Below are 23,565 nucleotides of genomic sequence, written 5' to 3' on the forward strand. Positions count from 1 at the left end.
CGACACCCCGATCGACGTCGAAACACTCCATGACTGCCCTGCTGCTGCCTCCGCAGCCCATCGAAAGCCTGACCATCCCGCCCGAACTGGACGGCAGCGAGGGCAAAAATCGCGCAAGGAGCGGCATCGCCCAGATTGCGGCCCGCAATGATCTCGACGCGATCCGTGCGTGGCTCGCCCGCTTCGTCGATACGAAAACGACGTTCGACAACTACCGCAAGGAAGCCGAACGCCTGCTGCTGTGGTCCGTGATCCAGGCGGGCAAGCCCCTCTCCTCCCTCACGCACGAGGACCTGCTGGTCTATCAGCACTTTCTCGCCGATCCGCAACCGGCCGAGCGATGGACTGCCAACGGCGGTCGCAAGCATCCGCGCAACGACACGCGCTGGAGGCCGTTCTATGGCCCGCTTTCCGTGTCGAGCCAGCGGCAGGCCATGGTGATTCTCAATGTGATGTTTGCGTGGCTGGTGCAGGCGGGTTATCTTGCCGGCAATCCGCTCTCTCTGTCGCGGCAGCGCGCGGGACGCACCAGGCCGCGCATCACGCGCTATCTGTCACCCGAGCTATGGCTCGAGGTCACAACCTATATTCGCGGTTTGCCCAACGAGACTGACCGCGAGCGCGAACACTACACACGCGTGCGCTGGTTGTTCACCCTGTTCTATCTGGGTGGGCTACGGATTACAGAGGTCGGTGAAAACACGATGGGCCGCTTTTTCTGCCGGCGCGACGCGAACGGCGAAGATCGGTGGTGGCTGGAAGTGCTGGGCAAAGGCGGCAACGAGCGGCTGGTGCCGGCTACGGCAGAAATGATGGCGGAGCTCAGTGCGTACCGGCGTGAACGGGGACTGCCGGCGCTTCCATCTCAGGGCGAAGACACGCCCCTGGTACTACCGATCGGACAGTCGCTCAAACCGCTGACACGCGCTGCGCTGCACCGTATCGTGAAGAAGGTTTTCAGCGGTGCGGCCGACGCGCTGCGCGCTCGCGGCGAAACTCATGCGCCACAAGCCAATCAACTGGAGCAGGCGTCAGCGCATTGGCTGAGGCATAGCGCAGGGTCTCATATGGCCGACCAGCAGGTCGACTTGCGGCTTGTGCGTGACAACCTCGGACACGCGTCACTCACGACCACCAGTCAGTATCTTCACGTGGACGACGATCGTCGTCATCGCGAAACAGATGAAAAGCACCGCATTGACTGGTAGTCCAGACTGCTGAAGTCCGGCCAGAGCAGCCATTGGGACGGACTGGGTTCTAAGTCCGCAATGGGGAGGACTGGTTACGGAGACAGCCTCAAGCAGGCGGGCGGCAGCTTCCCGCATCTGTGAACTCACACTCCCAACCCACTTCGGCCGCTGGACGCCTCATCGCGTGAACGGAGGCTTTCAGCTGCCTGACAGTCGTTGGTGCCCCAGCGGATTGTGGCTCGCTCTCCGGCTTTGCAGATGGTGCGCAAACAGAGGGCAACATCAACCAAACAGTGCAGCGCAAGTTTGCTACAGACGACTGCTTCTGGTTGTGATCCTCCAGCTTTTCATTGGACTCCGCCCGGGGCCGTCGCGGCCGCGATGGCCCAATGGCCTTAAGCGGTCTGAGATGGCCGTTGGCGTGGCGCGAACGCCGCTCCCACTGCATCCCTCGTACCACTCCCGTTGGCACCGCGGCGGTTGGGGCGTATTCTTACGAATGCATGCTGCAGCCGCGATTGGTAATCGCGGACATGCCGAGTTGTCGATCGGGTCGCCAAGCGGACCTTGCCTGGATTTTGTAGACGAATGCAGGGTCCAACCTGGCGGCGGAGCGCAGGCCGAGGACAGCGTGCGGCAGATGAGGGCCTACCTATGGTTCCGGCGCCGATGGATAGCGGACTCCAGATTTTGTGTGACGATGGCGAGCGCGTCTTCTGTCGAGAGCGGCGCGCAAGCGGGGCCGGCGGCGACAGCGTCCTGCTTGCGCGGCCTGCCGCCGAACATCCACCACCTGCCAGCCTTGATCGCCTCAGTTACGAGTTTGGCCTGAGGGACGAACTCGATGGTGCCTGGGCGGTGCTGCCGCTGGAGTTGGTACGCGAACGGGGCCGTACTTTTCTGGTACTCGAGGACCCCGGCGGTGAGCCGCTTGCTCAGCTGCTCGGCGCGCCCATGGAGACGGGGGTCTTTTTGCAGCTCGCCGTGCGCATCGCCGCAGCGCTGGGCAAGCTCCACCAGAGCGGCCTCGTTCATAAGGATCTCAAACCAACCCATATCCTGGTGAACTGCGCCGACGGACTTGCGCGGCTCACCGGCTTCGGTCTCGCCTCCCGGCTGCCGCGCGAGCGACAGGCGCCCGAGCCGCCCGAGACCCTCGCCGGCACGCTTGCGTACATGGCGCCCGAGCAAACCGGCCGGATGAATCGCTCGATTGATTCGCGCAGCGACCTCTACGCGTTCGGCGTCACCCTCTATCAGATGCTGACGGGCGTGCTGCCGTTTACCGCCACCGATCCCATGGAATGGGTGCACTGCCATATCGCCAGAGGGCCGGTGCCGCCCAGCGCGCGGGTGGAGACCGTCCCCGCCGTGATCTCCGATATCGTCATGAAGCTGCTCGCCAAGACGGCCGAGGAACGTTACCAGACTGCCGCAGGTGTCGAGCGTGATCTGAGGCGGTGCCTGGCCGACTGGGAGCGTCGCCACGTCAGGACCTTCCCACTGGGCGAACACGACGCGCCTGACCACCTGCTGATTCCCGAGAAGCTGTACGGGCGGGAGCGCGAGGTCGACACCTTAGTCGCCGCATTCGACCGGATCGTCGCGAGTGGCGTGCCGGAACTGGCGCTCGTCTCCGGTTATTCGGGGATCGGAAAATCTTCGGTCGTCAATGAACTGCACAAGGTGCTGGTGCCTCCGCGGGGACTCTTCGCGTCCGGCAAATTCGATCAATACAAGCGCGATATCCCCTATGCGACACTAGTGCAGGCATTTCAAAGCTTGGTGCGGCCGCTGCTTGGCAAGCACGACTCGGAATTGGCCAGCTGGCGCAACGCGTTGCTGGAGGCGCTGGATGTCAACGCGCGGCTCATGAGCGACCTCATCCCCGAACTGAAGCTCATCATCGGTGAGCCGCCAGCGGTCCCGGAACTCGAGCCACAGCAGGCGCAACGCCGATTTATGCAGGTGTTCCGGCGCTTCATCGGCGTGTTTGCCCGCGCCGAACATCCGCTGGCGCTCTTTCTCGATGATCTGCAGTGGCTCGACGCCGCGACGCTCGACCTGCTCGAAGATCTGTTGACCCTCCCGGATCTGCGGTACCTGATGCTGGTCGGCGCGTACCGCGATAACGAGGTCGATGCCACGCACCCGCTGATGGGCAAGCTTCGGGCCGTCAGGAGCGCGGGCGCCAAGGTCAATGAGATCACACTGGCGCCCCTCTCTCGCGTGCATGTCAGGCAGTTGATCGAGGAGGCGCTTCACTGCGAACCGGAGCGCATTGAGCCGTTGGCTCAGCTGGTGCATGACAAAACCGCGGGCAATCCGTTCTTCGTTATCCAGTTTCTGCACGCGCTCGTCGAAGAAAATCTGCTCACCTTCGATCATGAAGCGGGACAGTGGCGCTGGGACCCCGAGCGCACTCACGCCAAGGGGTACACCGACAACGTCGTGGACCTGATGGTCGGCAAGCTGAGCCGCCTCCCGACTGAGACGCAGCAGGCGTTGCAGCAGCTTGCCTGTCTCGGGAACGTCGCCGGCATCGCAACCCTGTCAACGGTTCTCGGCATTCCGGAGGCGCAGGTCCACACGGCGTTGTGGGAGGCGATTCGTCAGGAGCTGGTTGAGCGGCTGGATGGCTCTTACCGGTTTGGTCACGACAGGGTTCATGAAGCCGCTTATTCACTGATCCCACAAGTCTCGCGCACCGAGGCCCATCTGCGGATCGGGCGGCTGCTCGCCGAACAGACGCCCCCGGGACAGCGCGAAGAGGCGATCTTCGAGATCGTGGGTCAGTTGAATCGCGGCGCGGCCTTGATAAATTCACGCGACGAGCGGGAGCAATTGGCCGGGTTCAACCTGCTCGCCGGCCAGCGTGCCAAGGCGTCATCAGCCTATGCTTCCGCGCTTACCTATCTCGTCGCCGGTGCGCAACTGTTAGACGACGATCGCTGGGAGCGCCGGCACGAACTGATCTTGGCGCTCGAGCTGAACCGCGCTGCGTGCGAATTTTTGACCGGCCAGTCATTGGTCGCAGATGAGCGCCTGACGTTGCTGTCAAAACGGGCCACGACAACAGTCGAAAAAGCCAGCGTCGCGTGCCTGCACACGGATGTCTGCACGACACTCGACCAGAGCGGCCGCGCCGTCGCTGTGTGTCTCGATTACCTGCTGCACGTCGGCATCGAGTGGTCATCCCACCCGAAGGACGAGGAGGTGCGAGACGAATACGAGCGAATCGGCATACTGCTTGCGGACAGGACCATCGAAGAACTCATCGATTTGCCGCTCATGGAGGATGAGGCGTCCCTCGCTACCGCCGAGGTTCTAAGCAAGCTCTTCGCACCGGCCTTGCAGACAGATGGGAACCTGGTTGCCCTGATGAGCTGCAAGTCCGTCAATTTGAGCATGGAGCGCGGTAACTGCGATGCGTCATGTTTCGCCTATGTCCTGCTTAGCAGGGTCGCGGGACCGCGTTTCGGTGACTACCAGCTCGGATTCCGCTTCGGCCAGCTCGGCTACGAACTCGTCGAACAACGCGGACTCAAGCGCTTCGAAGCGAAGACCTATGTGTGCTTCTCGATCTTTGTCGTCCGCTGGATGAAACACGTGCGGAATTGCCGCGATCTGCTGCGCCGCGCCTTTGCAGCAGCGAACCGGCTTGGGGACATCCCGTATGGCGGTTACGCGCGCAACAGCCTCAACTCGGACCTGCTCTTCGCCGGTGAGCCGCTGCCCGAGGTACAAGTCGAAGCCGAATACGGACTTGCCTACGTTGAGAAAGTACGCTTCGGTCTGGTCATTGATTTCATTGCTACGCAACTCGCGATGATCCGGATGCTGCGCGGCCTGACACCGACATTCGGCTGCTTCGACGACGGGCAGTTCAATGAGCTGAGTTTCGAGGACCGCTTGTCCAGCAATCCCGCTCTGGCGGTCCCTGCGTGTTGCTACTGGATCCGGAAATTGCAGGCACGCTATTTTGCCGGCGACTATGCGGCCGCCCTGGATGCCGTAGCGAAGGCCCAACCGCTGCTTTGGACCTCATCCTCGTTCTACGAGGAGGCCGAATATCACTTCTTCGCTGCGCTGACCCGGGCCTCCTTGTGCGACTTTGCTCTCGTCGGCGAACAGTCGCACCAGCTGCACGCCATGGCTGCACATCGCCAGCAGCTACGGATCTGGGCGGAGAACTGCCCAGAGAATTTCGCGGACCGCGTCGCGCTGGTCGGTGCCGAGATTGCCCGTCTCGAAGGCCGCGTGCTCGATGCCGAAGCGCTCTACGAAGAAGCCATCCGCCTCTCCGAGGAAAACAGCTTTGTCCACAATGAAGCGCTTGCCAACGAACTCGCGTCGCGGTTTTACGCGGCGCGCGGCTTTAAGAAGATTGCCCGCGGATATTTGCAGGACGCCCGCTACGGATACCTACGCTGGCGCGCCGACGGTAAGGTGCGACAACTCGAGGAAACGTATCCGTACCTGAGGACTCAGGAGCCCACGCCTCTACCGACCACCACGATCGCGACACCGGTCGAACATCTGGACCTCGCGACCGTGATCAAGGTGTCGCAGGCCGCTTCGGGCGACATCGTGCTGGAAAAACTGATCGATATGGTCATGCGCACGGCCATCGAACAGGCCGGCGCCGACCGGGGTCTGCTGATTCTGGCACATGGCGACGAACCCCGGATATCAGCGGAGGCAACGACCGGCGGCAATGCGACCCAGTTGCAGCTACGCGATGTTCCATTGAGCGCGGCGATGCTTCCGGAGTCGATCCTCTACCATGTCCTGCGCACCCGCGAGAGTGTCTTCCTCGACGACGCCGCGGCTGAGCCCACGTTTGCCGCGGATCCTTACATCCGTGAGCATCGCCCACGCTCGATTCTTTGCGTACCATTGATGAATCAGGGCAAGCTTACTGGCGCGCTCTACCTCGAAAACAGCCTGACTGCCCGCGTGTTCAGCCCGGGCCGGATTGCCGTATTGAAGCTGGTGGCCTCGCAAGCGGCCATCTCGCTGGAGAATGCCCGCCTGTACGGCGACCTTGCGGAACGCGAAGCGAAGATCCGACGGCTCGTCGACGCCAACATCATCGGGGTCATTGTCTGGAATGCCAGCGGTGACATTCTAGAGGCCAACGACGCGTTTCTGCGCATGGTGGGATACGAGCGCGACGATCTCGTCTCGGGGCGCGTGCGCTGGAGGGACCTGACGCCGCTCGAATGGCGTCAAAGCAGCGAGCGCGCCCTGGTCGAGGCGGTTCAGACGGGGCACGCCCAGCCCTATGAGAAGGAGTACATCAAAAAGGACGGCACCCGTGTGCCCGTTATACTCGGTCTGGCCACTTTCGAAGCAAGCCGCAAGGAGGGCGTCGCCTTCGTGCTCGATCTGACCGAGCGCAAGCAGGCGGAGGAAGAAGCCCGTCAGAGCGAGCGGCGCTTCCGCAACGTGCAGGCGGAGTTGGCACATGCAAACCGTGTCGCGACAATGGGCCAGCTCGCGGCCTCGATCGCCCATGAGGTCAACCAGCCGATCACCGCAACTGTCGCATATTGCCAAGCAGCGCTGCGATGGCTAAACACCCAGCCTCCTGATGTCGGCGAAGTCCGGCAGGCGCTAGGCCATGCCGTCAGCGACGGCATTCGAGCCAGCAACGTGATCGGCCGGATCCGTGAACTCATCAAAAAGGCGCCGCCCCGGAGGGAACGGGTGGACATCAACGCTGCGATCCGCGAGGTGATCGAGCTCACTCAAGGCGAAGTCTTGAAGAGCGGTGCCTCCGTGCAGACGCAACTCGTGGACGGTTTGCCCTTCATCGAAGGGGACCGTGTCGAACTGCAACAGGTCATCCTCAATCTGATCATCAACGCGCTCGAAGCGATGAATGACGTCAGCGACGACGCTCGAGAACTGCTTATCTGCACAGCGAGAGCCGACTCTGGCTGCGTACTCGTGAAAGTGCATGATTCGGGGCCGGGATTTGCTCCGCAGAGGGCCGAGCACATTTTCGCCCCCTTCTACACGACGAAACCCACGGGGTTGGGGATGGGTCTGTCGATCTGCCGCTCAATCATCGACGCGCATGGCGGCCGATTATGGGCGAGCGCGAACCTGCCCCGCGGCGCAGTCGTTCAATTCACCGTGCCCGTCCATCCAACCGTTTCGTTGTGACTGCCACGTTGGTATATTCAGAACGCGCTCCAGATGGTGGGCCAATACCTGAAGACTCATTTCGGTGCTCAACCGTCCGAGCGTTCGGGTCAGGAAGTGTGTGGCGCCCATCCATTGCTTGAGCGTACCGAAGATATGTTCAACGGTACTCCTACAAATGGTCATTGCATCTGGCTTCCGGTCGAGCCGACGTTGCATGGCTTCCAGTATATGTTCGTGCTCCCATCGTCGGATGCGGCGATAGTCGCTGGGCGAACAGCGTTCCTTGAAATGGAAATGCGGGCAAGCGCTGGGCCACTACACGCGCAGATTCATCTCATGCTCAACGGTCGTTCAGAACAGTCCTTTTGAAACGGCCTCTAAAGCAAGAACTTTTCGAGTCTGGAAAAAACCTGCTATGGAGTGCTAACCCGATCTTCCATCTATATTCGACCACGGTTCGGTGACAAGGTGCTTTACCTTTATGCTCGCCGAACTGCATCTTGTGTTGCAGCAGCTACACGCAAAAGTATCTCCACCAATTTCATCTAAAATGGCATGATGCCCGAAAGAGTGTATTAAGATTCGCGAATTTATCGAGGCTCTCATGGATTTGGACAAAGTAGACCGCGCAATACTTGCCGCTCTTCAGTCAGATGGTCGTGCGACAACTGCCAGCCTGGCAGCGGCGGTGAATCTAAGTGAAACGCCGTGCGCGCGCAGACTCAAGCGGCTGGAGTCGGAACACTATATCGACCACTATCGCGCAGTGCTGTGCCGGCACGCACTTGAGCTAGGTGTACTGGCGTTTGCATATATACGCTTTGGCGTCCATACCCGGGATCTCTCGGATAAGTTTGAGCGGGAAATTCAAGCCATCCCGCGCATCGTATCCTGTCATAACGTGTCAGGGACAGCCGATTACCTCCTGCAAGTCGTTGCTCGCGACATGGACGACTATGGCCTTTTCATGCGTGATGTTCTGCGTACGCTTCCGGGTGTCACATCTGTCGAGTCGATGTTTTCGATGCGTGAGGTTAAGCGCGATAGTGGGCTTCCGCTGCTGTAAGAAGTAGTCGGCATGCGGAATCCAGCGATACTGTCTAGCCGGCGGGCAATCCCATCCGGCTCCAAGTTTGCCCATGTTCCACCGGCCCCATCCGCTCGACTCCATCTCATCGACTAGCCTCCCGATGTGGCCCACCATCGCTTCTTTCGCGATGCGCTCAGGACGAGCCGTGACAATGCGCCACTTCGTAGTTCCAGGTTGGAGCACTGTCTCGAACTGGGTTGCGGGGATACCATGAGGGCGAGATATAGCCGCTTTGTCCAAGAAAGATCGCGACCGAGGGTAAGCCTTCAGTCAGAAACGGAACATGCTCATTCTCCGAAGCCAGATGAAACAGCAACGTGCCGTGCAGCGTTTCATCAACAACCAATTCAAAGACGGTATGTGTGATGGCAAAGTCGTCTGGCGTCGCCGTCACCAACGTCCCGGAAGCGCTCTCCTTGATCAGTTTGACTACCTCTTCACGCGAACTTGGCGCCAACCCTGTTCTCGTATACAGCGTGGGTTCGCTCACAATTAGTTAGCCTCGGAGACAAGCAAGTTCGGCGGCGCTTTAACGACTGCGGCGTCCTCGAAAGGTGGCGCGGGTCCGCGGTCGGCGAGCGGATGTAGTGCACCGGCGAGGGCCTTACCCTTCTACAGGCGTAATGTCGTGCCATACCTTGGCAACGATCACGAAACGTCCATCAGAATAGGCCCAGTTTAGATGGTCAATGAAGACCTTGTCGTGAATGCGCAGTCGCACTTTGGTGACGGCTGTGTCAGCCGACAGGAAGTCCGCCGAAATCAGCTCGTCGTCTCGTGCTTTCCCCACGCTCATGGGCGAAGTACGCTTCGCAATCACTTCGCGGTAGCCTGCGATAGGCACGATCGTCAACGCGCCATCATCCGTATCGAACAGACTACAGCTCGGGTGAAAGACCTTGTCAAATTTTTCCAGATTACATTCGTGCAATGCTTGAAAATACAGATCATTGGCTTCGAGGAGCGCCGGCGTTTTCTCTATAGACATCCTGGTTCACCAGTTTGGTTGAGGTGGGTTGAAAAACTCTATACTTTGAAATTGTCGACGGACGGCAGCACGTCATGTGCGTAATCTCGCGTCTTCCATTCTGGCTCCGGAGGTCGATTGTCGTGCCTGGACGAGAATTAGTCAGACTGTTTTATTATCTCCATTTTCGCGATATAACGATTACAGTTTTTATATATCGACCTGCATTCAACGCGCACGACCAGTTCTGCTCCGGTTTATCTTGCACAGCCGTAGCCATAACGGCCGCGACGAGCGCTAACGCGATCGAGGCATACCACAGCATCGTGTACCCGCCCGTTTCGTCAAAAACGATTCCTCCGGCCAACGCGCCTAGCGCACCTCCAATTGCGTGCCCTGCAGACAGCACCCCCATCGACAACCCAAGGATCCGAACCCCGGTACTTCGAGCCAGAATCGCCGCGGTGACCGGTACAGTCGAGTAGTCAAAGATTCCGAATAGCACGGCAAATAGCATCAACCGCGGATAGCTGAAGTCGACAAACATCAGCAGTAGAAAACACAGTACCCTCGCCACGTAGATACCACCGAGCAAAACGGGCCGGTTGACACGATCGGATAGCCACCCCGCGCCGATCATCCCAATGAGGTTAACGCCAGAGAGAACGCCGTACGCGGTTGCGCTCGGAACCGGTCCAAACCCGCACAATGCAGCAAACGGAAGAAAGTGAGTCTCGACGACTCCGCTTGTTGTAAATCCGCATATCAAACTCCAAAACAGGAGGTGAAACGTCTTGCTTCCTGCCATCAACCTCAGTCGGTCTGCAATGCTATCTCGATGGATCGCGGTGTCTTTCGAGCTTGCTGTATTAGAAACCACACGATGAGTTCCAGGACGTACCAGCAGCAAAACTAATGGGGATAAAACGAGACTTGTCATGCCCAGCGCCGCAAAGCCAAGCCGCCAAGAACCCGCGGCAATGGCCGCGGCCAGAAACGGGAGCAGTGCTACCTGCCCGGCAGTTGAACCCGAGGTTCCGATCCCGATGGCCAATCCCCGCGATTCAGTAAAGCGTGTCGCGATGGTGGTTGCCACCACGTGCTGGGCAATAATTCCAAAACCCAGCCCCCCGATTAGACTGAAACCAACGACGAGCAACCAGCTCTGGCTCGCATTAGAGATCAGCGCAACCAACGACATGCCCAATCCAAGTATCAGAAGCCCCGACGACAAAAGTCGCCGTGGACCATATCGATCGATCGCGTTGCCTGCAAATGGAGCAACAACGGCCATCATCAGCAGCGCCGCTGCAGCAATCGACGAAGTGAACGAACGGCTCCAGCCGAACTCGGTTTTCCAGATCGGCATCGAAATAGATAGTGCGCCTCGAGAGGAAAACGACACCGCAAGCGCAGTGAATCCAATAAGCACTACCAGCCAATTTTGCGAGAGTCGTAGTCTGAGGGCCATCGTGTGTTAGACGCTTGCGATGTGGTGAACAATGTAACGAGTTTTTCCAAGCCGTCGCCGTTAGCGGTCTACGGTACAGAGGCGCTAGACGCGGAACGTAATCCACTCCCCGCACGAACGGCTCTATTCTCCCGAAACCGCGTGAGGTGTTTCCGGCAAAATTCCGTGTCCGTATTTGAAATTTTGGGGGAAATCGCTACCGCTCGTCGTGCAGGACAACGCTCCGTCAAGTTGCTTATCCGGCCTCGTAACAGGGCGCAATTCGCGTGCGCAGCACTTCACATCTTGTCAGGGCGGTAATCTGGAGGCCGTCGTCTGACGGAGCGGGTGCGTGCGCGTCCATTCAGCCACCGAAGAGTCTTGACGCCGTCCGGACGATTTCCTCGACGAACACCTTGACCATTGGATGGTTGCGTTCACCGCGACGATAGGCGACGTAGATTTTGCGCCAGAACCTCTGGCGTTAGCTTGACCCACGCCACACCCGCTGGCGAGCGCATTACCCTGAGTCCAGGGATGATCGACACCGAACAGCCAGCCGCCACCATCGCTTCGATCATCTCGGATCCACGGCATTTGGCGTTGGTCCGAGGCTCGTATCCGGCGCGGCGGCATAAATCGGTGACCAAGGCGCCGAAGGTGCTCCATGTCGATTCGACCGCCCAAGCTTCGTGCCGGAGATCGGCTACGCTCAGCGACGGCCTTTTGCTCAGTGGATGGTCAGTCGCGACCGCCACGTACAACACATCCTCGGCCAGCGGCACAACCTCGACTTTTCCCCAATTGTCGCCCGCCACGATTAAAAGATCGTCGGCTCCAGTTCTTCAAGTGCGATCTCCAGACGCGGAAACGCCTGCCGCAGTTCCTTGACAGTATCAGAGAGTACAACCGAAGCGATCGACTCAAACGCAGCGACGCGCAACTCTCCTGCTATCTCCTGCCGTAGCTCTGCCAGTTCCGAACGAGCCTCGTCCAGCACAGCCATCACCCGTTCAGCCTACCCCACCAGCGCGTGGCCGGCGGCGGTGAGCTTAACCCTGCGGCCAATGCGTTCCGTAAGTTTTACGCCGACCTCATCTTCCAGTTGTGCGATTTGCTGTGAAATCGCCGAGGGCGTCAGGAACAGAGCTTCAGCGGCGGCCGCCATCGTGCCGGACCTCGCCAGCTCCAGCAGCGCCCGCAGTCGCCCGACTTCCAAGTGCGTGTCTCGAACCAGATCGACTGAACAAAATGACTAATTTATTACGTAAAAAACAATAAGTATACGTGACCATACTTCCTGCCTACGATTGATTGCAAAGACCGCCAGAGAACAGTCGGGAAATTGCCCTTCGCGTCCCGCCAACTGCGTCGCTTGCGATCAATTTCATGGAGATTATTATGTTTGGATTCCTTCTCGCACGGGTTCACTGCTGGTTCGAACGCGCCGAACAACGCCGCAATGATGAGTATCTCGCGGGCGCACGAGACCTCGCCGAGCTCGAACGCCGTATGCGCTCGACGGAACAATGCCGCTAGCGGAGGGCAGACTTTCGGAGTCAACCGACAGACGGCACGCCGTATCCGCCGAATATTGGACCGAGAGTGCGGCGAGCTCCCAGTCGTTGGCGCATAACGAACGAGTTGGTATCCATGTGCGAACGTCGACGGTCAATCGCGTTGAACGAAGGAGTCAATCCGATATTTTCGGTGGAACAGATATTGCAGGATACGCAACATTGACTCCAACTTTTGACATTGAGGAAATAAAGCCGTTGAGGCGAACTTGCGTCGCCGATGGATTTCCTTGCGCAGTCTGTCCTGGCTAACGCTGCCGTGACTCGCGCCCCTTGTCGGTTGGGGTTTCATAGGTGACGGCAGGTGGATACGGTTGGCGTCGTTCATCTTTTTTATACATGAGTACACCTGGATAATACGAAATGCCGTTTGTCACGATAGAAGGTCAGTCGCTGCATTACCAAGTGCGAGGCACCGGATTTCCCGTGCTGCTGGGGCATAGCTACTTGTGGGACTCGTCGATGTGGGCGCCTCAAATAAATGAGTTGTCCCGCCATTACCAGATTATCGCGCCGGACCTCTGGGGACACGGACAGTCGGGAAGGCTGCCCGCTAACACGCGTACCCTTGGCGATCTCGCTTCTCATGCGAATATGCTGCTCGATGCCCTCGGTATCGAGCAGTGCGCAGTGGTGGGTTTATCTGCAGGCGGCATGTGGGGTGCCGAACTTGCATTGCGCGAGCCCGAGCGTGTTCGCGCTCTTGTCATGATGGACACCGATCTGGGCGCTGAACCTGACGTGACTCGCGGACGCTATTTCCAGATGCTTGACACAATCGAGACGCTGGGCAAGATACCGCCTCCAATGCTCGACGCCATCGTGCCATTGTTTTTCAAGCCCGATGGGGAGCTAGACAGCGAGGTTCCAGCATTGTTTCGAAACGCGCTGGCATCCATGTCTGCTTCACAGTTGCAGCAGTCGATTATCCCGCTGGGGCGGATCATCTTTGGGCGGCCGGATTCGGTTGCGCGATTGGCAGCTATGAACGGTAGGAATACGCTCCTGATGTGCGGCGAGCTCGATTCCGTTCGTACGCCCGCGGAAATGGTCAGAATGGCAGACGTAATCGGCTGTGAACACATTCTTGTGCCCGGAGCAGGCCATATATCGAACCTCGAAAATTCGTCCTTCGTAACGGGCACTTTGCGCAGATGGCTCGGCGAGCGCGTGTTGACGCGTGCTTGATGAACGCGGCCGCCATATGGCCGACAGCTAGTTAAATCGCCGGCTAGCGTTATATTTATCACCGTATCTGACGTCCAAACCATGGTCGGAACGCTCACGTTGGCGTGCTTCCGTCTTGCGATAGGGGTACGTGCGCGGATTGAGGATGTAATCGTTGACACCAACGCCCGAGGCCCCGGTATCGGGGCGGCTCAATTGTCTCAAACCGCAGCGAGGCCACCGTCGATCAAATAGATAGCGAACGAAAAGGTGATAACGGACAGCGCAGTAGCGAAGCGAGAACCGCACCAGCGGCAGCTTCCTCTGAGAAGCCTAAAGCGAATGGCGAAGCCTACTCATACCATCGCATGATCCGGCGATACCACGGACCGATGGTGCATGCCCCGAGCAACGGTGTTAAATACAAGCGCATTACAAGTGCCGGCAATCGGCGGTCTTCCGAAAGTGTCATTCAAAGCGTCCTCGCTATCGTGATCTGGTGATCACGGTGACCCGGTGATCCCGTGCTGCAACCCGCGCGGACCTATTTCCCGGCAACGTGAGGATAACGAACATCCGAGCCGGGCAACGATTGTCACTTCGAGCACTCCGCCGGCGATGCCGCGTTTATGGATTTACCTCAACGAATGGAGATTGGCAATGAAGATCCTGTTGGTTTTGACTTCGCACAATGTGCTTGGAGATACCGGCAAGCCGACCGGCTTCTGGCTTGAAGAGTTCACCGCCCCCTACTATGCGTTCACGGATGCCGGTGCAGAGGTCACCGTGACCTCGCCCAAGGGTGGACATCCACCGATCGATCCCAGAAGCGACGATCCGGACAATCAGACCGACACGATGCTGCGCTTCAAGAAAGATCCTGCGACCCAGAAGGTGTTGGCCAATAGCGTCAAGCTCGCCGACGTCAAGGCGGCGGACTACGACACGATCTTCTATGCCGGTGGTCACGGCCCGATGTGGGATCTGACCAATGACAGGAACTCGATCGCCCTGATCGAGGATTTCTACAACTCGGGCAAACCGGTCGCCGCCGTCTGTCATGGCCCTTGTGTGCTGCTCAAGGCGACCTACGAGGGACAGCCTCTCGTCAAGGGAAAGCGCGTCACCTGCTTTACCAATGATGAAGAAGAGGCTGTCGGCCTCACGAAGGTCATGCCCTTTCTCGTCGAGGATGAGCTTAAACGTCTGGGCGGCCACTTTGAAAAGGTGGAGAACTGGGCCGTGCTCACCATTGTCGACGGGCGGTTGATCACCGGCCAGAACCCGGCCTCATCTGGTCCGACTGCCAGGGAACTGCTCAAAGTCATGCTCTTATGAGGCCGCTGCGCGAATATCACCTTGCCTGCCTCACGCGCAGGGCGACCCGCATCGGCCAAGACTTCGTTGATGCTGGGAATCGCGCGGAAGTGTGCACCGATAGCTGCGTTGTGATCATGGCAGCTATGAGCGCAAATTGATGGCCGATGCCGTGACGAAGCCGGCGTCCACGGCTCCCGTGCAGTGACCCATGAGCGTAGGGTGTTGCGAGGTAAATCCCAAATGGACAACGAGTCAGTATCGCCGGGCAGCACGTTCGTCTGCGAGCCACTAGACGACGCGCAGGAGGACGCGCAGGAGGGCGACCTGACCGACGATCCGAGTGTGCGCGACCATCCGCGTTTCCAGCAGATGTATCCGGTCCTGACCCAGGTCGAGGTCGACAGGCTGCGGCGTTTTGGTAGTCGTTGCCACTACGCCGTGGGCGAATTGCTCTATCGCGCCGGAAGCATCAGCCCGGGCGTGTTCGTCCTGCTTTCAGGTAAGGTTCGCATCGTTGGACGCGACGGACTGGGCCGCGAGCGCGTGGTGCGGACCCATACGGGGTATGGCGAGTTCACCTCCGATGTCGCACAGCTCTCACGCAAGCCCGCCTTGGTCGATGCGCACATCGTAGAGGATGTCGAAGCGCTGTTGCTGCGGCCCGACGGACTCACCGCGATGATGATGAGCGAAGCCGAACTCGGCGAAAAAATCATGCGTGCGTTGATCCTGAGGCGTGCCTTGATCATCGAGCGCGGGCAAGGCGTCGTTTTCGTCGGACCGCCCGGTAACGCGCGGCTCGTCGCCTTGCAGGATTTTCTTCTCCGCAATGGCTATCCGCAGACGACGATCGATGCGGACAGCGATGCCGAAGCCATCGCACTGCTCAAGCGGCTGACGACGCAACCCGACGATTTCCCGCTCGTGCTGTGCCCCAACGGCACGATGCTGAGAAACCCCGACGAGGGCCAACTGGCGTCATGCCTGGGACTCGTTCCCGAGTTCGATCCAACTCACGTCTACGATGTGGCGATCGTCGGCGCCGGACCGGCGGGGCTCGCGACGGCTGTCTATGCCGCATCCGAAGGACTATCGGTGGCGGCTTTCGACGGCCGGGCGCCTGGCGGTCAGGCAGGTACGAGTTCGCGCATCGAAAATTACCTGGGGTTTCCCACCGGAATCTCCGGACATGCGCTGGCGAGCCGCGCGTTCGCCCAGGCGCAAAAGTTCGGCGCGCATGTCGGTATTCCATGTGAAATCAAGAGGCTGTACTGCGACCGGCACCCACTCGTCCTGGAGCTTGCCGACGCGCGGCGCATCACCGCCCGTACCGTCGTGATCGCGAGCGGAGCGGAGTACCGGCGCCTCGGTGTCGAAGGGCTCGCGCGTTTCGAATCCCGAGGCGTCTATTCCTGGGCCTCGCCGATCGAGGCGAAGCTGTGCCGCAAAGAACCGGTGCTGCTCGTGGGCGGTGGCAACTCCGCGGGACAGGCCGTCGTGTTTCTCGCATCGCACGCGGAGCACGTCCATATGTTTATCCGCGGCTCGAGCCTCGAAAAGAGTATGTCGCGCTATCTGATCGAGCGTGTTGCCGCGCTGGAGAACGTGACGGTTCATAGGCGCACTGAACTGACAGCGCTTGAAGGAGGCGAACGCCTCGAGCGCGTGCGTTTCTGCGGTGCGGGCGGCATCGAGGGGACGATCACAGCACATCATCTGTTCGTGTTCGTGGGCGCAGAACCGAATTCAAGCTGGTTGAAGACATGCGGGGTGTCGTTGGACGACAAGGGGTTCGTCTTGACGGGCACCGACCTTCCCGAAGCGGGCCTTGCGGCGTCACCATTGCGGACGAGCGTCGAGGGCGTGTTCGCAATCGGTGACGTTCGCTCAGGATCGACCAAGCGTGTCGCGGCCGCCGTAGGTGAAGGCGCGGCTGTGGTGTATCAGATTCATAGTTACCTTGCCGCGTCGCACAGCTAGAGCCGCGCGAATGCACCTTGTTGGGACAGAGCCAAAGCTTCAGTCGGAGCTTCGCCGCAGCTGCGCTCACAAGAGGTGCGCGGTTCGCGGTGATACGTCAAGCGTCCTAAACTGGCAACGGAGGAAGTCATGAAAGCATTGGTATTCCATGGTCCGGGCCAGAAGGCGCTCGAAAACAAGCCGGAACCGACAATCGCGAAGCCGACGGATGCGATTGTGCGCATCACGAAGACGACGATCTGTGGCACAGACCTGCACATTCTGAAAGGTGACGTCCCGAAGGTCCGACCTGGCACGACGCTGGGTCATGAGGGCGTCGGCGTCATCGAAGCCGTCGGCAACGCCGTGTCCAACTTCATGGTTGGCGACTTGGTACTGATCTCATGCATCAGCTCTTGCGGAAAGTGTGAATTCTGCCGACGGCAGATGTATTCGCATTGCACGACAGGCGGGTGGCTTCTTGGGCATCTCATTGACGGTACGCAGGCCGAGAAGGTCCTCATCCCACATGCCGACTCAAGCCTTTATCACATGCCCGCCGGCGCCGATGAGGAGGCGCTCGTGATGCTCAGCGATATCCTGCCGACGGGCTTTGAATGCGGGATACTCAATGGCAAGCTCAAGCCGGGTCAGAGCGTTGCCATCGTGGGGGCGGGGCCAGTCGGTCTTGCCGCACTGATGACTGCTCAGTTCTACGCGCCCGCCCAGATCATCGTCATCGATCTCGACGACAACCGGCTGGAGGTCGCGAAGCAGTTCGGCGCGACAGACCTCGTCAACAGCGGCGCAGGAGGTTCCGTCGAACAGGTCTTGGCGCTGACAGTCAACCGCGGTGTGGATGTGTCCATCGAGGCAGTCGGTCTTCCGGCGACATTTGCCATCTGCGAGTCCATTGTCGGCGCGGGCGGAACGATAGCGAACATAGGCGTTCATGGCACCAAGGTAGACCTGCACCTGGAGCGGCTCTGGTCGCACAACATCACGCTGACAACCGGCCTGGTCAATACGTACACCACGCCCATGCTGCTTTCAACCGTGGAGTCGAAACGCCTTGAACCGAAGAAGCTGGTCACGCACCGCTTCACGCTGGACCAGATTATGGATGCCTACGCCACGTTCTCCGATGCGGCGCATTCGCGGGCCTTGAAAGTTGTCATCTCGAACCAGGGCGGGTAGATGAAAAGCGGCCCGGACAGGCAGCCCCGGCTACGCCTGCTATCGGGACTGGAGATCTTGATCGTGCAATTAAATCAGACCATATGATCAGTTTTGCGGGGCCGAGGCGTGCGCGAATAGCGACGCTGGAAAGCCGCTTCGAAGCGGCATAACAGGCTTCACGGGCCGCTCACAAAGTAAAGCAGTCGCAAGATTGTCCACGCGGTGGTGTTGTCGAGCGGCTCCTCATGGCCGAGGGTGTGTAAAAACGCGCGTGAAACGAGTCTGATCGCGTCGCCGATCCGACAGAAACCGTAACTCCGGCGAAGTTCAGGCTCCGCTCGCCGCCTGGTTGCGTGGATCGTGGGCAGAATCGTGATAATCGAGGCCGAGCGGCCCAATCGCCATGACCTGCGTGACGTACTCGCCGGATTTGGCCCAGTGAAAGTGCCACGTCTCCCCGGGTAGAACAATGACACTGCCCGGTGGATACGCCTCGACCTTGCTCCCGTCGAATTGCTCGCCGAGCCCGATATAAAACACGCCCGACATCACCGTGTAGATGCGGTCCTCCGGGTGCTTGTGGGGCATCAGCTTGACACCCCCGGGCACTTTCACGCGGATCACATATGGGCCGGCCTCCGAGGGTTCGCCGATGAGGACGGCGAGACGGGCCGAAGGTGGAAAGGCGGGAAACGACTTCCACTCAATGTCCTCAGACAGAATGGTTTTGAAGGTGGACTCGCCCGGTTGATGTGTACGAACCATTGCAATGCTCCATTGACAGTCCAGATAAACAATGAGGCTTTTACTCCGAGAATCCGCCTGACCCGCCGAAGCAACATTCCGGTTCAGGCGCTACATCCGTAAAGGCCTCTCAAAAAAACTCCTTCGACGGCAACTACAGTGCTCTTATCATCAAGCACTGTAGATTCTCGCTCCGGTTACGCAAATATCGCCCCGTAAAAAGAGTTATTCCTGACACGCCACAATTCACTCCAGACCATCAGTTTCCGGAAGTAGCGGGACGCCCCGGTGCCGAGAACTTCCAGACTCTCGTCATTTGCTCGTTCATGACGAAAGTGGTAGCTTGGTTTTACGCGAAAGCCTGCGGGTTCGTCGGCTTCGAAGTGGAGATAATCGAGCAGGCTCCAGTACGTGCGTCGCGGAAGTTGTGAGCGACAAGGCGGCTGCCTTCCCGAAACAAAATCGGCGCGAACCGTCTACTATGTCGAGGACGACATGCCAAGAAGATACGACACTGTTACGCTCGAAGACGCCAAGCGGATGCTGTTCGCCGCGGAGGCAAAGGCTGCGAGCCTAGGAATCGCCTACAACATCGCTGTGGTCGACGCTGGTGGACATCTGGTCGCTTTCTTGCGCCAGGACGGCGCGCTCATCGGCAGTATCTCCCTCGCCATCAATAAGGCAGTGACGGCAAGAATTTTTGAAAAAACCACCGCAGATCTGGCCGAGCTCGCTCAGGCGGGCATGCCGCTCTTCGGCATCCAGGAAAGTGGTGTCGGTCAGGTCGTCATCTTCGGCGGCGGCATCCCGATCGTCATCAACGGCAACATTGTCGGTGCGGTCGGAACGAGCGCAGGGACCGTCGAGCAGGACATCGCAGTTGCAGAGGCTGCGTTGGCTGCGATCGAGGGCTGAACAACAACTCCGGTGCAATGCATGCGACCTGGCACACGGCGCCCTCTCGCGGAGCCGATCACGGTTGAGATATATCGTCCACTTTCGCGAATGAAAGGAACACGGAAACTATGAGCCATTCATTAATCGCGGGGTACACGCTCGTAATACTCGACACACTACTTTGGCGATTCGGGTTTCCCGAGAACGAAAACGCCCGCCTCGCCATTCGATTGTCTACTTTCGCTCTGCTGACCTTCGTGCTCTTCAATGCGGGCCTTAGCCCCGTTGCGCAGGCACCGGATGTGCCTTCATCCGCTCAGCATGTCACGGAACAGGTTCTTGAGATAATCTGGTGGCTCAATGGGGCGCGCCTGTTGTCACTTACGCTCGACGCAGTCCTGCTACCGAAACGGTGGCGGAAACAGCGTCTCTTTCAGGACGTGTTCGGAGCGGTGGTTTTTCTCACCGCGGTTGTCGCAGCCCTCGCCTTCGTATTGGACCTACCGATACGGGGTGTGGTCGCGACTTCAGGGGCGTTGGCTATCGTTCTCGGCCTTGCAATCCAGAGCACATTGAGTGACGTCTTTGCCGGCATTGTCATTAATACGACTGAGCCATATCAGATAGGCGACTGGATCGCTATCGACGGTGACGAAGGCAAAGTACTTGAGATGAACTGGCGGGCGACACATCTTTTGACGGCACAAGGCAATGTGGTCATCGTGCCAAACGCCCTGGCCGCAAAGACAATAATCTTGAACCAAAGCCGGCCACCCTCGTCGTACGCCGTCAGTGTCCTGCTGGAGATATCGCCTGAAGAGCGCCCTAGAATTGTTCTCGCAGCACTCGACAACGCGCTGGCCGCAACGCGCTTCATTTTGCAGACACCGGCCGCTTACGCTCAGGTCAAAAAGACAGGTGTTAATTCGATTCAGTATGAAGTAATGGTCTATGTCGACGATATCGAACGGAAACGCCCGGTCTCTAACGATCTTTACGACCTTTGCCATCGGCATCTAGCCGCAGCAGGTATCGACCTGCATCCGCTAGGTGTGACGGGGTCGCCCCCTAATTCGATTGATTCCAGGGAACGGCTCCTTCGCAACGTCGACCTTTTCACCGCGCTTGAAGACAATGAAATCAAGCAACTGGCAGAGCGGCTCACACGGCGCGAGCTCGACCGTGGGCAAGCACTCATGACTCCGGATACCGTGCCAAATACATTGAGCATCGTCGACTCTGGCGTGCTTTCTGTGACAGCTGACGATACCTCCGGCCACGTCGAAGTGGCACGTCTCGGCCCCGGTGACGCCGTTGGCGAAGCCGGACTGCTCGCGGGCCTGTCGACAACAGTCCAGATTACCGCCCTCACAAGATGTGCCGCATATCAACTTCAAAAAGACGACCTTACGCCAATCCTCCAGAACAACCCCGAGGTCGCAAAACGAATGTGCCGAATGTTGTCGCGCCAGGATGCGACGTTGGGCGAACGGACTTCCGGGGTCCAGCAGATCCCTACTTCTGAACACTCCATGTTTCAATGGCTGCTCGACCAAATGCGAAAACTCCACTCGCTGACATGAGACATCTCGGTTTGCGTTGTACCGCCGCGGTGCCTAATCAGGTGTTGTACTGAAAATCACTTTCACTACATATGAAAACGCAACGTGAAAATACATCACGTGACGACACAATCCTCCGCATTGATTCCAGAACAAAAAATGGTAGCTCTTCAGCGTTGAGCAAAGGTGTTGTCAGACAGGGCGCCGAGCCCCGCGCATACGCTCGCATGGTTAGGACAATACCAAGGTGTGATGGCGCGGCCCGTCATCTGGAAGAAAATGAACAACAGTTATCGCAAGTGCCGATGACAGGAAGCCCGAGGAGGGTCTCCTCCTCGTGCTCTGAGTCCTCCTGTCCTGCAGGCCCGCGCAAGTCGATTTCCTGTCAATGCAAGAATCAAAAAGATCTGGTCTTGGTAACTACTTCCACTTCGAGCATTCGTGCCGGTGATGTCCCGTTTGGGCAAATGTGTCAATGAATGGAGATTGGCAATGAAGATCCTGTTGGTTTTGACTTCGCACAATGTGCTTGGAGATACCGGCAAGCCGACCGGCTTCTGGCTTGAAGAGTTCACCGCCCCCTACTATGCGTTCACGGATGCCGGTGCAGAGGTCACCGTGACCTCGCCCAAGGGTGGACATCCACCGATCGATCCCAGAAGCGACGATCCGGACAATCAGACCGACACGATGCTGCGCTTCAAGAAAGATCCTGCGACCCAGAAGGTGTTGGCCAATAGCGTCAAGCTCGCCGACGTCGAGGCGGCGGACTACGACACGATCTTCTATGCCGGTGGTCACGGCCCGATGTGGGATCTGACCAATGACAGGAACTCGATCGCCCTGATCGAGGATTTCTACAACTCGGGCAAACCGGTCGCCGCCGTCTGTCATGGCCCTTGTGTGCTGCTCAAGGCGACCTACGAGGGACAGCCTCTCGTCAAGGGAAAGCGCGTCACCTGCTTTACCAATGATGAAGAAGAGGCTGTCGGCCTCACGAAGGTCATGCCCTTTCTCGTCGAGGATGAGCTTAAACGTCTAGGCGGCCACTTTGAAAAGGTGGAGAACTGGGCCGTGCTCACCATTGTCGACGGGCGGTTGATCACCGGCCAGAACCCGGCCTCATCTGGTCCGACTGCCAGGGAACTGCTCAAGGTTCTCCAGGCGTAGTTCCAATCCAGCGCGGGCAATAAAGCCTGTGCACGAATTCCGGAAATAGGAGCTAACGATGAACCCGTCGACGAATCGAGTACAGATCAAAATTGTCCAAAAGTCCCCGACCTATTGGCGTGTCACGATCGACAACCCACCGATCAACGTTATGGGCCCGCCAATGGTCGGCCAGTTCCACGAACTCATCAACGCGCTCGAGGCCGACGAGCAGGTCAGGGTTGTGGTCTTCGACAGCGCGGTGGACAACTACTTTCTGAATCACGCAGACTTTGACGCCGGGCTCGAGGACCTGACCGCCATGCCGCCGGGCCCCACAGGCTTGCCGCAGTGGCCGGACTTCCTCGTGCGACTGACACGCGTGCCGGTTGTCTCCATCGCACTTATTCGCGGGCGGGCGACCGGCAATGGCAGCGAGATCACACTCGCCTGCGACATGAGTTTCGCCAGTCGGGAGAAAGCCATCATCTCGCAATGGGAGGTGGGTGTGGGGATGGTCGCCGGTGGCGGCCCGATGGCCCGGCTGCCCCAGCTCATTGGCCGTAGCCGTGCTCTGGAGGTGCTCCTGAGTTCGGAAGACATCCGTGGCGATCAGGCCGAGGCCTACGGCTACGTGAACCGCGCACTGCCCGATGCCGAGCTAGATGCATTCGTGGACGCGCTGGCAACGCGGATTGCCGGGTTTGACAAATGGGCCATAGCCAACACCAAACGCCTCGTCAACACCAGCCTGCCGCCGGACGTCGAGCTCGGCGCCGGGTGGGACGCTTGCATGGCGTCGCTCGGGCGGTCCGCTGCGCAGGAGAATATTAAAGCTCTGCTCGCGCGCGGGTTTCACAAGCCGGGGGATGTCGAAAATCGGCTCGGGTACTACATTGGCCAGCTTGCTTCTGCGGCCCCCAACCCGAAGCAGTGAGCCGAGTTTTGTAAAGCGCACGTTTATGCCTCTGCTCTGACAACCCCACCCTGGCGCCAGATTCATGCGAAGCCGCAGGAGGAGAATGAGCGATGAGCAACGAGTCAATACCGGACGGCGCCAAGCCGTCCCCGCAGCCGGCAGGAGGGGCGCGGAGCGCCGACGACGACCCGGTCCCCGGCGACCCGTTCGTGCACGACGATCCTCGCTACCCTCAGATG

General features: G+C 59.0%; 19 protein-coding genes and 1 pseudogene. 12 read left to right on the plus strand and 8 right to left on the minus strand.

Annotated features, from left to right (window positions below; all coding sequences use genetic code 11):
* The first annotated feature begins 29 nt into the window (after positions 1-29).
* Positions 30-1,208 (plus strand): tyrosine-type recombinase/integrase, encoded by a 1,179-nt coding sequence (locus KHO30_RS15240; RefSeq protein ID WP_211701456.1) that lies wholly within the window; start codon positions 30-32, stop codon positions 1,206-1,208.
* A 651-nt stretch (positions 1,209-1,859) separates the two neighbouring features.
* The gene (locus KHO30_RS15245; RefSeq protein WP_211701457.1) at positions 1,860-7,364 is read left to right on the plus strand and encodes a trifunctional serine/threonine-protein kinase/ATP-binding protein/sensor histidine kinase; all 5,505 of its coding nucleotides are present in this window, start codon (positions 1,860-1,862) and stop codon (positions 7,362-7,364) included.
* Here KHO30_RS15245 and KHO30_RS15250 read toward each other — a convergent pair.
* Positions 7,287-7,661 (minus strand): annotated as a pseudogene (locus KHO30_RS15250) (hypothetical protein); the annotation flags it as partial. The gene KHO30_RS15245 and the pseudogene KHO30_RS15250 sit on opposite strands and share 78 nt — an antisense overlap.
* Positions 7,662-7,950: 289 nt before the next feature.
* On the opposite strand from KHO30_RS15250, the gene KHO30_RS15255 reads away from it, so the two are divergent.
* A complete protein-coding gene (locus KHO30_RS15255) occupies positions 7,951-8,412 on the plus strand; it encodes an Lrp/AsnC family transcriptional regulator (protein WP_211701458.1) in 462 nt (153 codons plus the stop codon).
* Between the two features lie 157 nt (positions 8,413-8,569).
* Here KHO30_RS15255 and KHO30_RS15260 read toward each other — a convergent pair whose 3' ends face one another.
* The 6 genes from KHO30_RS15260 to KHO30_RS39250 all read right to left on the minus strand — a co-directional run bounded on the left by KHO30_RS15260 (position 8,570) and on the right by KHO30_RS39250 (position 12,072).
* On the minus strand, positions 8,570-8,926 hold the full coding sequence (locus KHO30_RS15260) for an FMN-binding negative transcriptional regulator (protein ID WP_211701459.1): 357 nt from the start codon (positions 8,924-8,926) through the stop codon (positions 8,570-8,572).
* A 114-nt stretch (positions 8,927-9,040) separates the two neighbouring features.
* Entirely contained in the window at positions 9,041-9,424 is a 384-nt protein-coding gene (locus KHO30_RS15265; RefSeq protein WP_211701460.1) for a nuclear transport factor 2 family protein, read from the minus strand.
* A gap of 154 nt (positions 9,425-9,578) precedes the next feature.
* Entirely contained in the window at positions 9,579-10,874 is a 1,296-nt protein-coding gene (locus KHO30_RS15270) for an MFS transporter (RefSeq protein WP_211701461.1), read from the minus strand.
* Positions 10,875-11,290: 416 nt separating this feature from the next.
* Positions 11,291-11,671 (minus strand): LysR substrate-binding domain-containing protein, encoded by a 381-nt coding sequence (locus KHO30_RS15275; RefSeq protein ID WP_280531441.1) that lies wholly within the window; start codon positions 11,669-11,671, stop codon positions 11,291-11,293.
* Positions 11,672-11,673: 2 nt separating this feature from the next.
* Positions 11,674-11,859, minus strand: coding sequence for a LysR substrate-binding domain-containing protein (locus tag KHO30_RS39555; protein ID WP_280531442.1), 186 nt, complete (start codon positions 11,857-11,859; stop codon positions 11,674-11,676).
* 12 nt (positions 11,860-11,871) lie between these two features.
* Complete coding sequence (locus tag KHO30_RS39250) at positions 11,872-12,072, minus strand: helix-turn-helix domain-containing protein (protein WP_244864039.1); 201 nt, start codon at positions 12,070-12,072, stop codon at positions 11,872-11,874.
* Positions 12,073-12,254: 182 nt separating this feature from the next.
* Between KHO30_RS39250 and KHO30_RS15280 the strand changes: the two genes are divergently transcribed.
* The 5 genes from KHO30_RS15280 (at position 12,255) to KHO30_RS15300 (ending at position 18,073) form a co-directional block, all read left to right on the plus strand.
* On the plus strand, positions 12,255-12,392 hold the full coding sequence (locus KHO30_RS15280; RefSeq protein WP_244864040.1) for a DUF3563 family protein: 138 nt from the start codon (positions 12,255-12,257) through the stop codon (positions 12,390-12,392).
* 401 nt (positions 12,393-12,793) lie between these two features.
* Positions 12,794-13,618, plus strand: a complete 825-nt coding sequence (locus KHO30_RS15285; RefSeq protein ID WP_211701463.1) for an alpha/beta fold hydrolase — start codon at positions 12,794-12,796, stop codon at positions 13,616-13,618.
* Positions 13,619-14,257: 639 nt separating this feature from the next.
* Positions 14,258-14,935: a type 1 glutamine amidotransferase domain-containing protein gene (locus KHO30_RS15290; protein WP_211701464.1), complete on the plus strand. Its 678-nt coding sequence runs from the start codon at positions 14,258-14,260 to the stop codon at positions 14,933-14,935.
* A gap of 222 nt (positions 14,936-15,157) precedes the next feature.
* Positions 15,158-16,897 carry an FAD-dependent oxidoreductase gene (locus KHO30_RS15295; RefSeq protein WP_211701465.1) on the plus strand — a complete coding sequence of 580 codons (1,740 nt, stop codon included), beginning with the start codon at positions 15,158-15,160 and terminating at the stop codon, positions 16,895-16,897.
* A gap of 129 nt (positions 16,898-17,026) precedes the next feature.
* The gene (locus tag KHO30_RS15300; protein ID WP_211701466.1) at positions 17,027-18,073 is read left to right on the plus strand and encodes a zinc-dependent alcohol dehydrogenase family protein; all 1,047 of its coding nucleotides are present in this window, start codon (positions 17,027-17,029) and stop codon (positions 18,071-18,073) included.
* Positions 18,074-18,382: 309 nt separating this feature from the next.
* Here the strand turns inward: KHO30_RS15300 and KHO30_RS15305 are convergent, their stop codons facing one another.
* A complete protein-coding gene (locus KHO30_RS15305) occupies positions 18,383-18,820 on the minus strand; it encodes a cupin domain-containing protein (RefSeq protein ID WP_211701467.1) in 438 nt (145 codons plus the stop codon).
* 390 nt (positions 18,821-19,210) lie between these two features.
* On the opposite strand from KHO30_RS15305, the gene KHO30_RS15310 reads away from it, so the two are divergent.
* The 4 genes from KHO30_RS15310 (at position 19,211) to KHO30_RS15325 (ending at position 23,344) form a co-directional block, all read left to right on the plus strand.
* A complete protein-coding gene (locus KHO30_RS15310; protein ID WP_244864041.1) occupies positions 19,211-19,714 on the plus strand; it encodes a GlcG/HbpS family heme-binding protein in 504 nt (167 codons plus the stop codon).
* Between the two features lie 110 nt (positions 19,715-19,824).
* Positions 19,825-21,279, plus strand: coding sequence for a mechanosensitive ion channel family protein (locus KHO30_RS15315; RefSeq protein ID WP_211701468.1), 1,455 nt, complete (start codon positions 19,825-19,827; stop codon positions 21,277-21,279).
* 471 nt (positions 21,280-21,750) lie between these two features.
* Positions 21,751-22,428, plus strand: coding sequence for a type 1 glutamine amidotransferase domain-containing protein (locus tag KHO30_RS15320; protein ID WP_211701469.1), 678 nt, complete (start codon positions 21,751-21,753; stop codon positions 22,426-22,428).
* 58 nt (positions 22,429-22,486) lie between these two features.
* Entirely contained in the window at positions 22,487-23,344 is an 858-nt protein-coding gene (locus KHO30_RS15325; RefSeq protein WP_211701470.1) for an enoyl-CoA hydratase/isomerase family protein, read from the plus strand.
* Positions 23,345-23,565: the final 221 nt, after the last annotated feature.

The organism is Paraburkholderia aspalathi (assembly GCF_905220735.1).
Lineage (GTDB): Bacteria > Pseudomonadota > Gammaproteobacteria > Burkholderiales > Burkholderiaceae > Paraburkholderia > Paraburkholderia aspalathi.

What these genes read in the sequence shown, in the direction of transcription:
- KHO30_RS15285 (WP_211701463.1), top strand. Translation starts at nt 12,794, where the DNA reads ATGCCGTTTGTCACGATAGAAGGTCAGTCGCTGCATTACCAAGTGCGA.
- KHO30_RS15265 (WP_211701460.1), bottom strand. Translation starts at nt 9,424, where the DNA reads ATGTCTATAGAGAAAACGCCGGCGCTCCTCGAAGCCAATGATCTGTAT.
- KHO30_RS15305 (WP_211701467.1), bottom strand. Translation starts at nt 18,820, where the DNA reads ATGGTTCGTACACATCAACCGGGCGAGTCCACCTTCAAAACCATTCTG.
- KHO30_RS15245 (WP_211701457.1), top strand. Translation starts at nt 1,860, where the DNA reads ATGGATAGCGGACTCCAGATTTTGTGTGACGATGGCGAGCGCGTCTTC.
- KHO30_RS15240 (WP_211701456.1), top strand. Translation starts at nt 30, where the DNA reads ATGACTGCCCTGCTGCTGCCTCCGCAGCCCATCGAAAGCCTGACCATC.
- KHO30_RS15255 (WP_211701458.1), top strand. Translation starts at nt 7,951, where the DNA reads ATGGATTTGGACAAAGTAGACCGCGCAATACTTGCCGCTCTTCAGTCA.
- KHO30_RS39555 (WP_280531442.1), bottom strand. Translation starts at nt 11,859, where the DNA reads ATGGCTGTGCTGGACGAGGCTCGTTCGGAACTGGCAGAGCTACGGCAG.
- KHO30_RS15320 (WP_211701469.1), top strand. Translation starts at nt 21,751, where the DNA reads ATGAAGATCCTGTTGGTTTTGACTTCGCACAATGTGCTTGGAGATACC.
- KHO30_RS15300 (WP_211701466.1), top strand. Translation starts at nt 17,027, where the DNA reads ATGAAAGCATTGGTATTCCATGGTCCGGGCCAGAAGGCGCTCGAAAAC.
- KHO30_RS15295 (WP_211701465.1), top strand. Translation starts at nt 15,158, where the DNA reads ATGGACAACGAGTCAGTATCGCCGGGCAGCACGTTCGTCTGCGAGCCA.
- KHO30_RS15325 (WP_211701470.1), top strand. Translation starts at nt 22,487, where the DNA reads ATGAACCCGTCGACGAATCGAGTACAGATCAAAATTGTCCAAAAGTCC.
- KHO30_RS15270 (WP_211701461.1), bottom strand. Translation starts at nt 10,874, where the DNA reads ATGGCCCTCAGACTACGACTCTCGCAAAATTGGCTGGTAGTGCTTATT.
- KHO30_RS15290 (WP_211701464.1), top strand. Translation starts at nt 14,258, where the DNA reads ATGAAGATCCTGTTGGTTTTGACTTCGCACAATGTGCTTGGAGATACC.
- KHO30_RS15280 (WP_244864040.1), top strand. Translation starts at nt 12,255, where the DNA reads ATGTTTGGATTCCTTCTCGCACGGGTTCACTGCTGGTTCGAACGCGCC.
- KHO30_RS15315 (WP_211701468.1), top strand. Translation starts at nt 19,825, where the DNA reads ATGAGCCATTCATTAATCGCGGGGTACACGCTCGTAATACTCGACACA.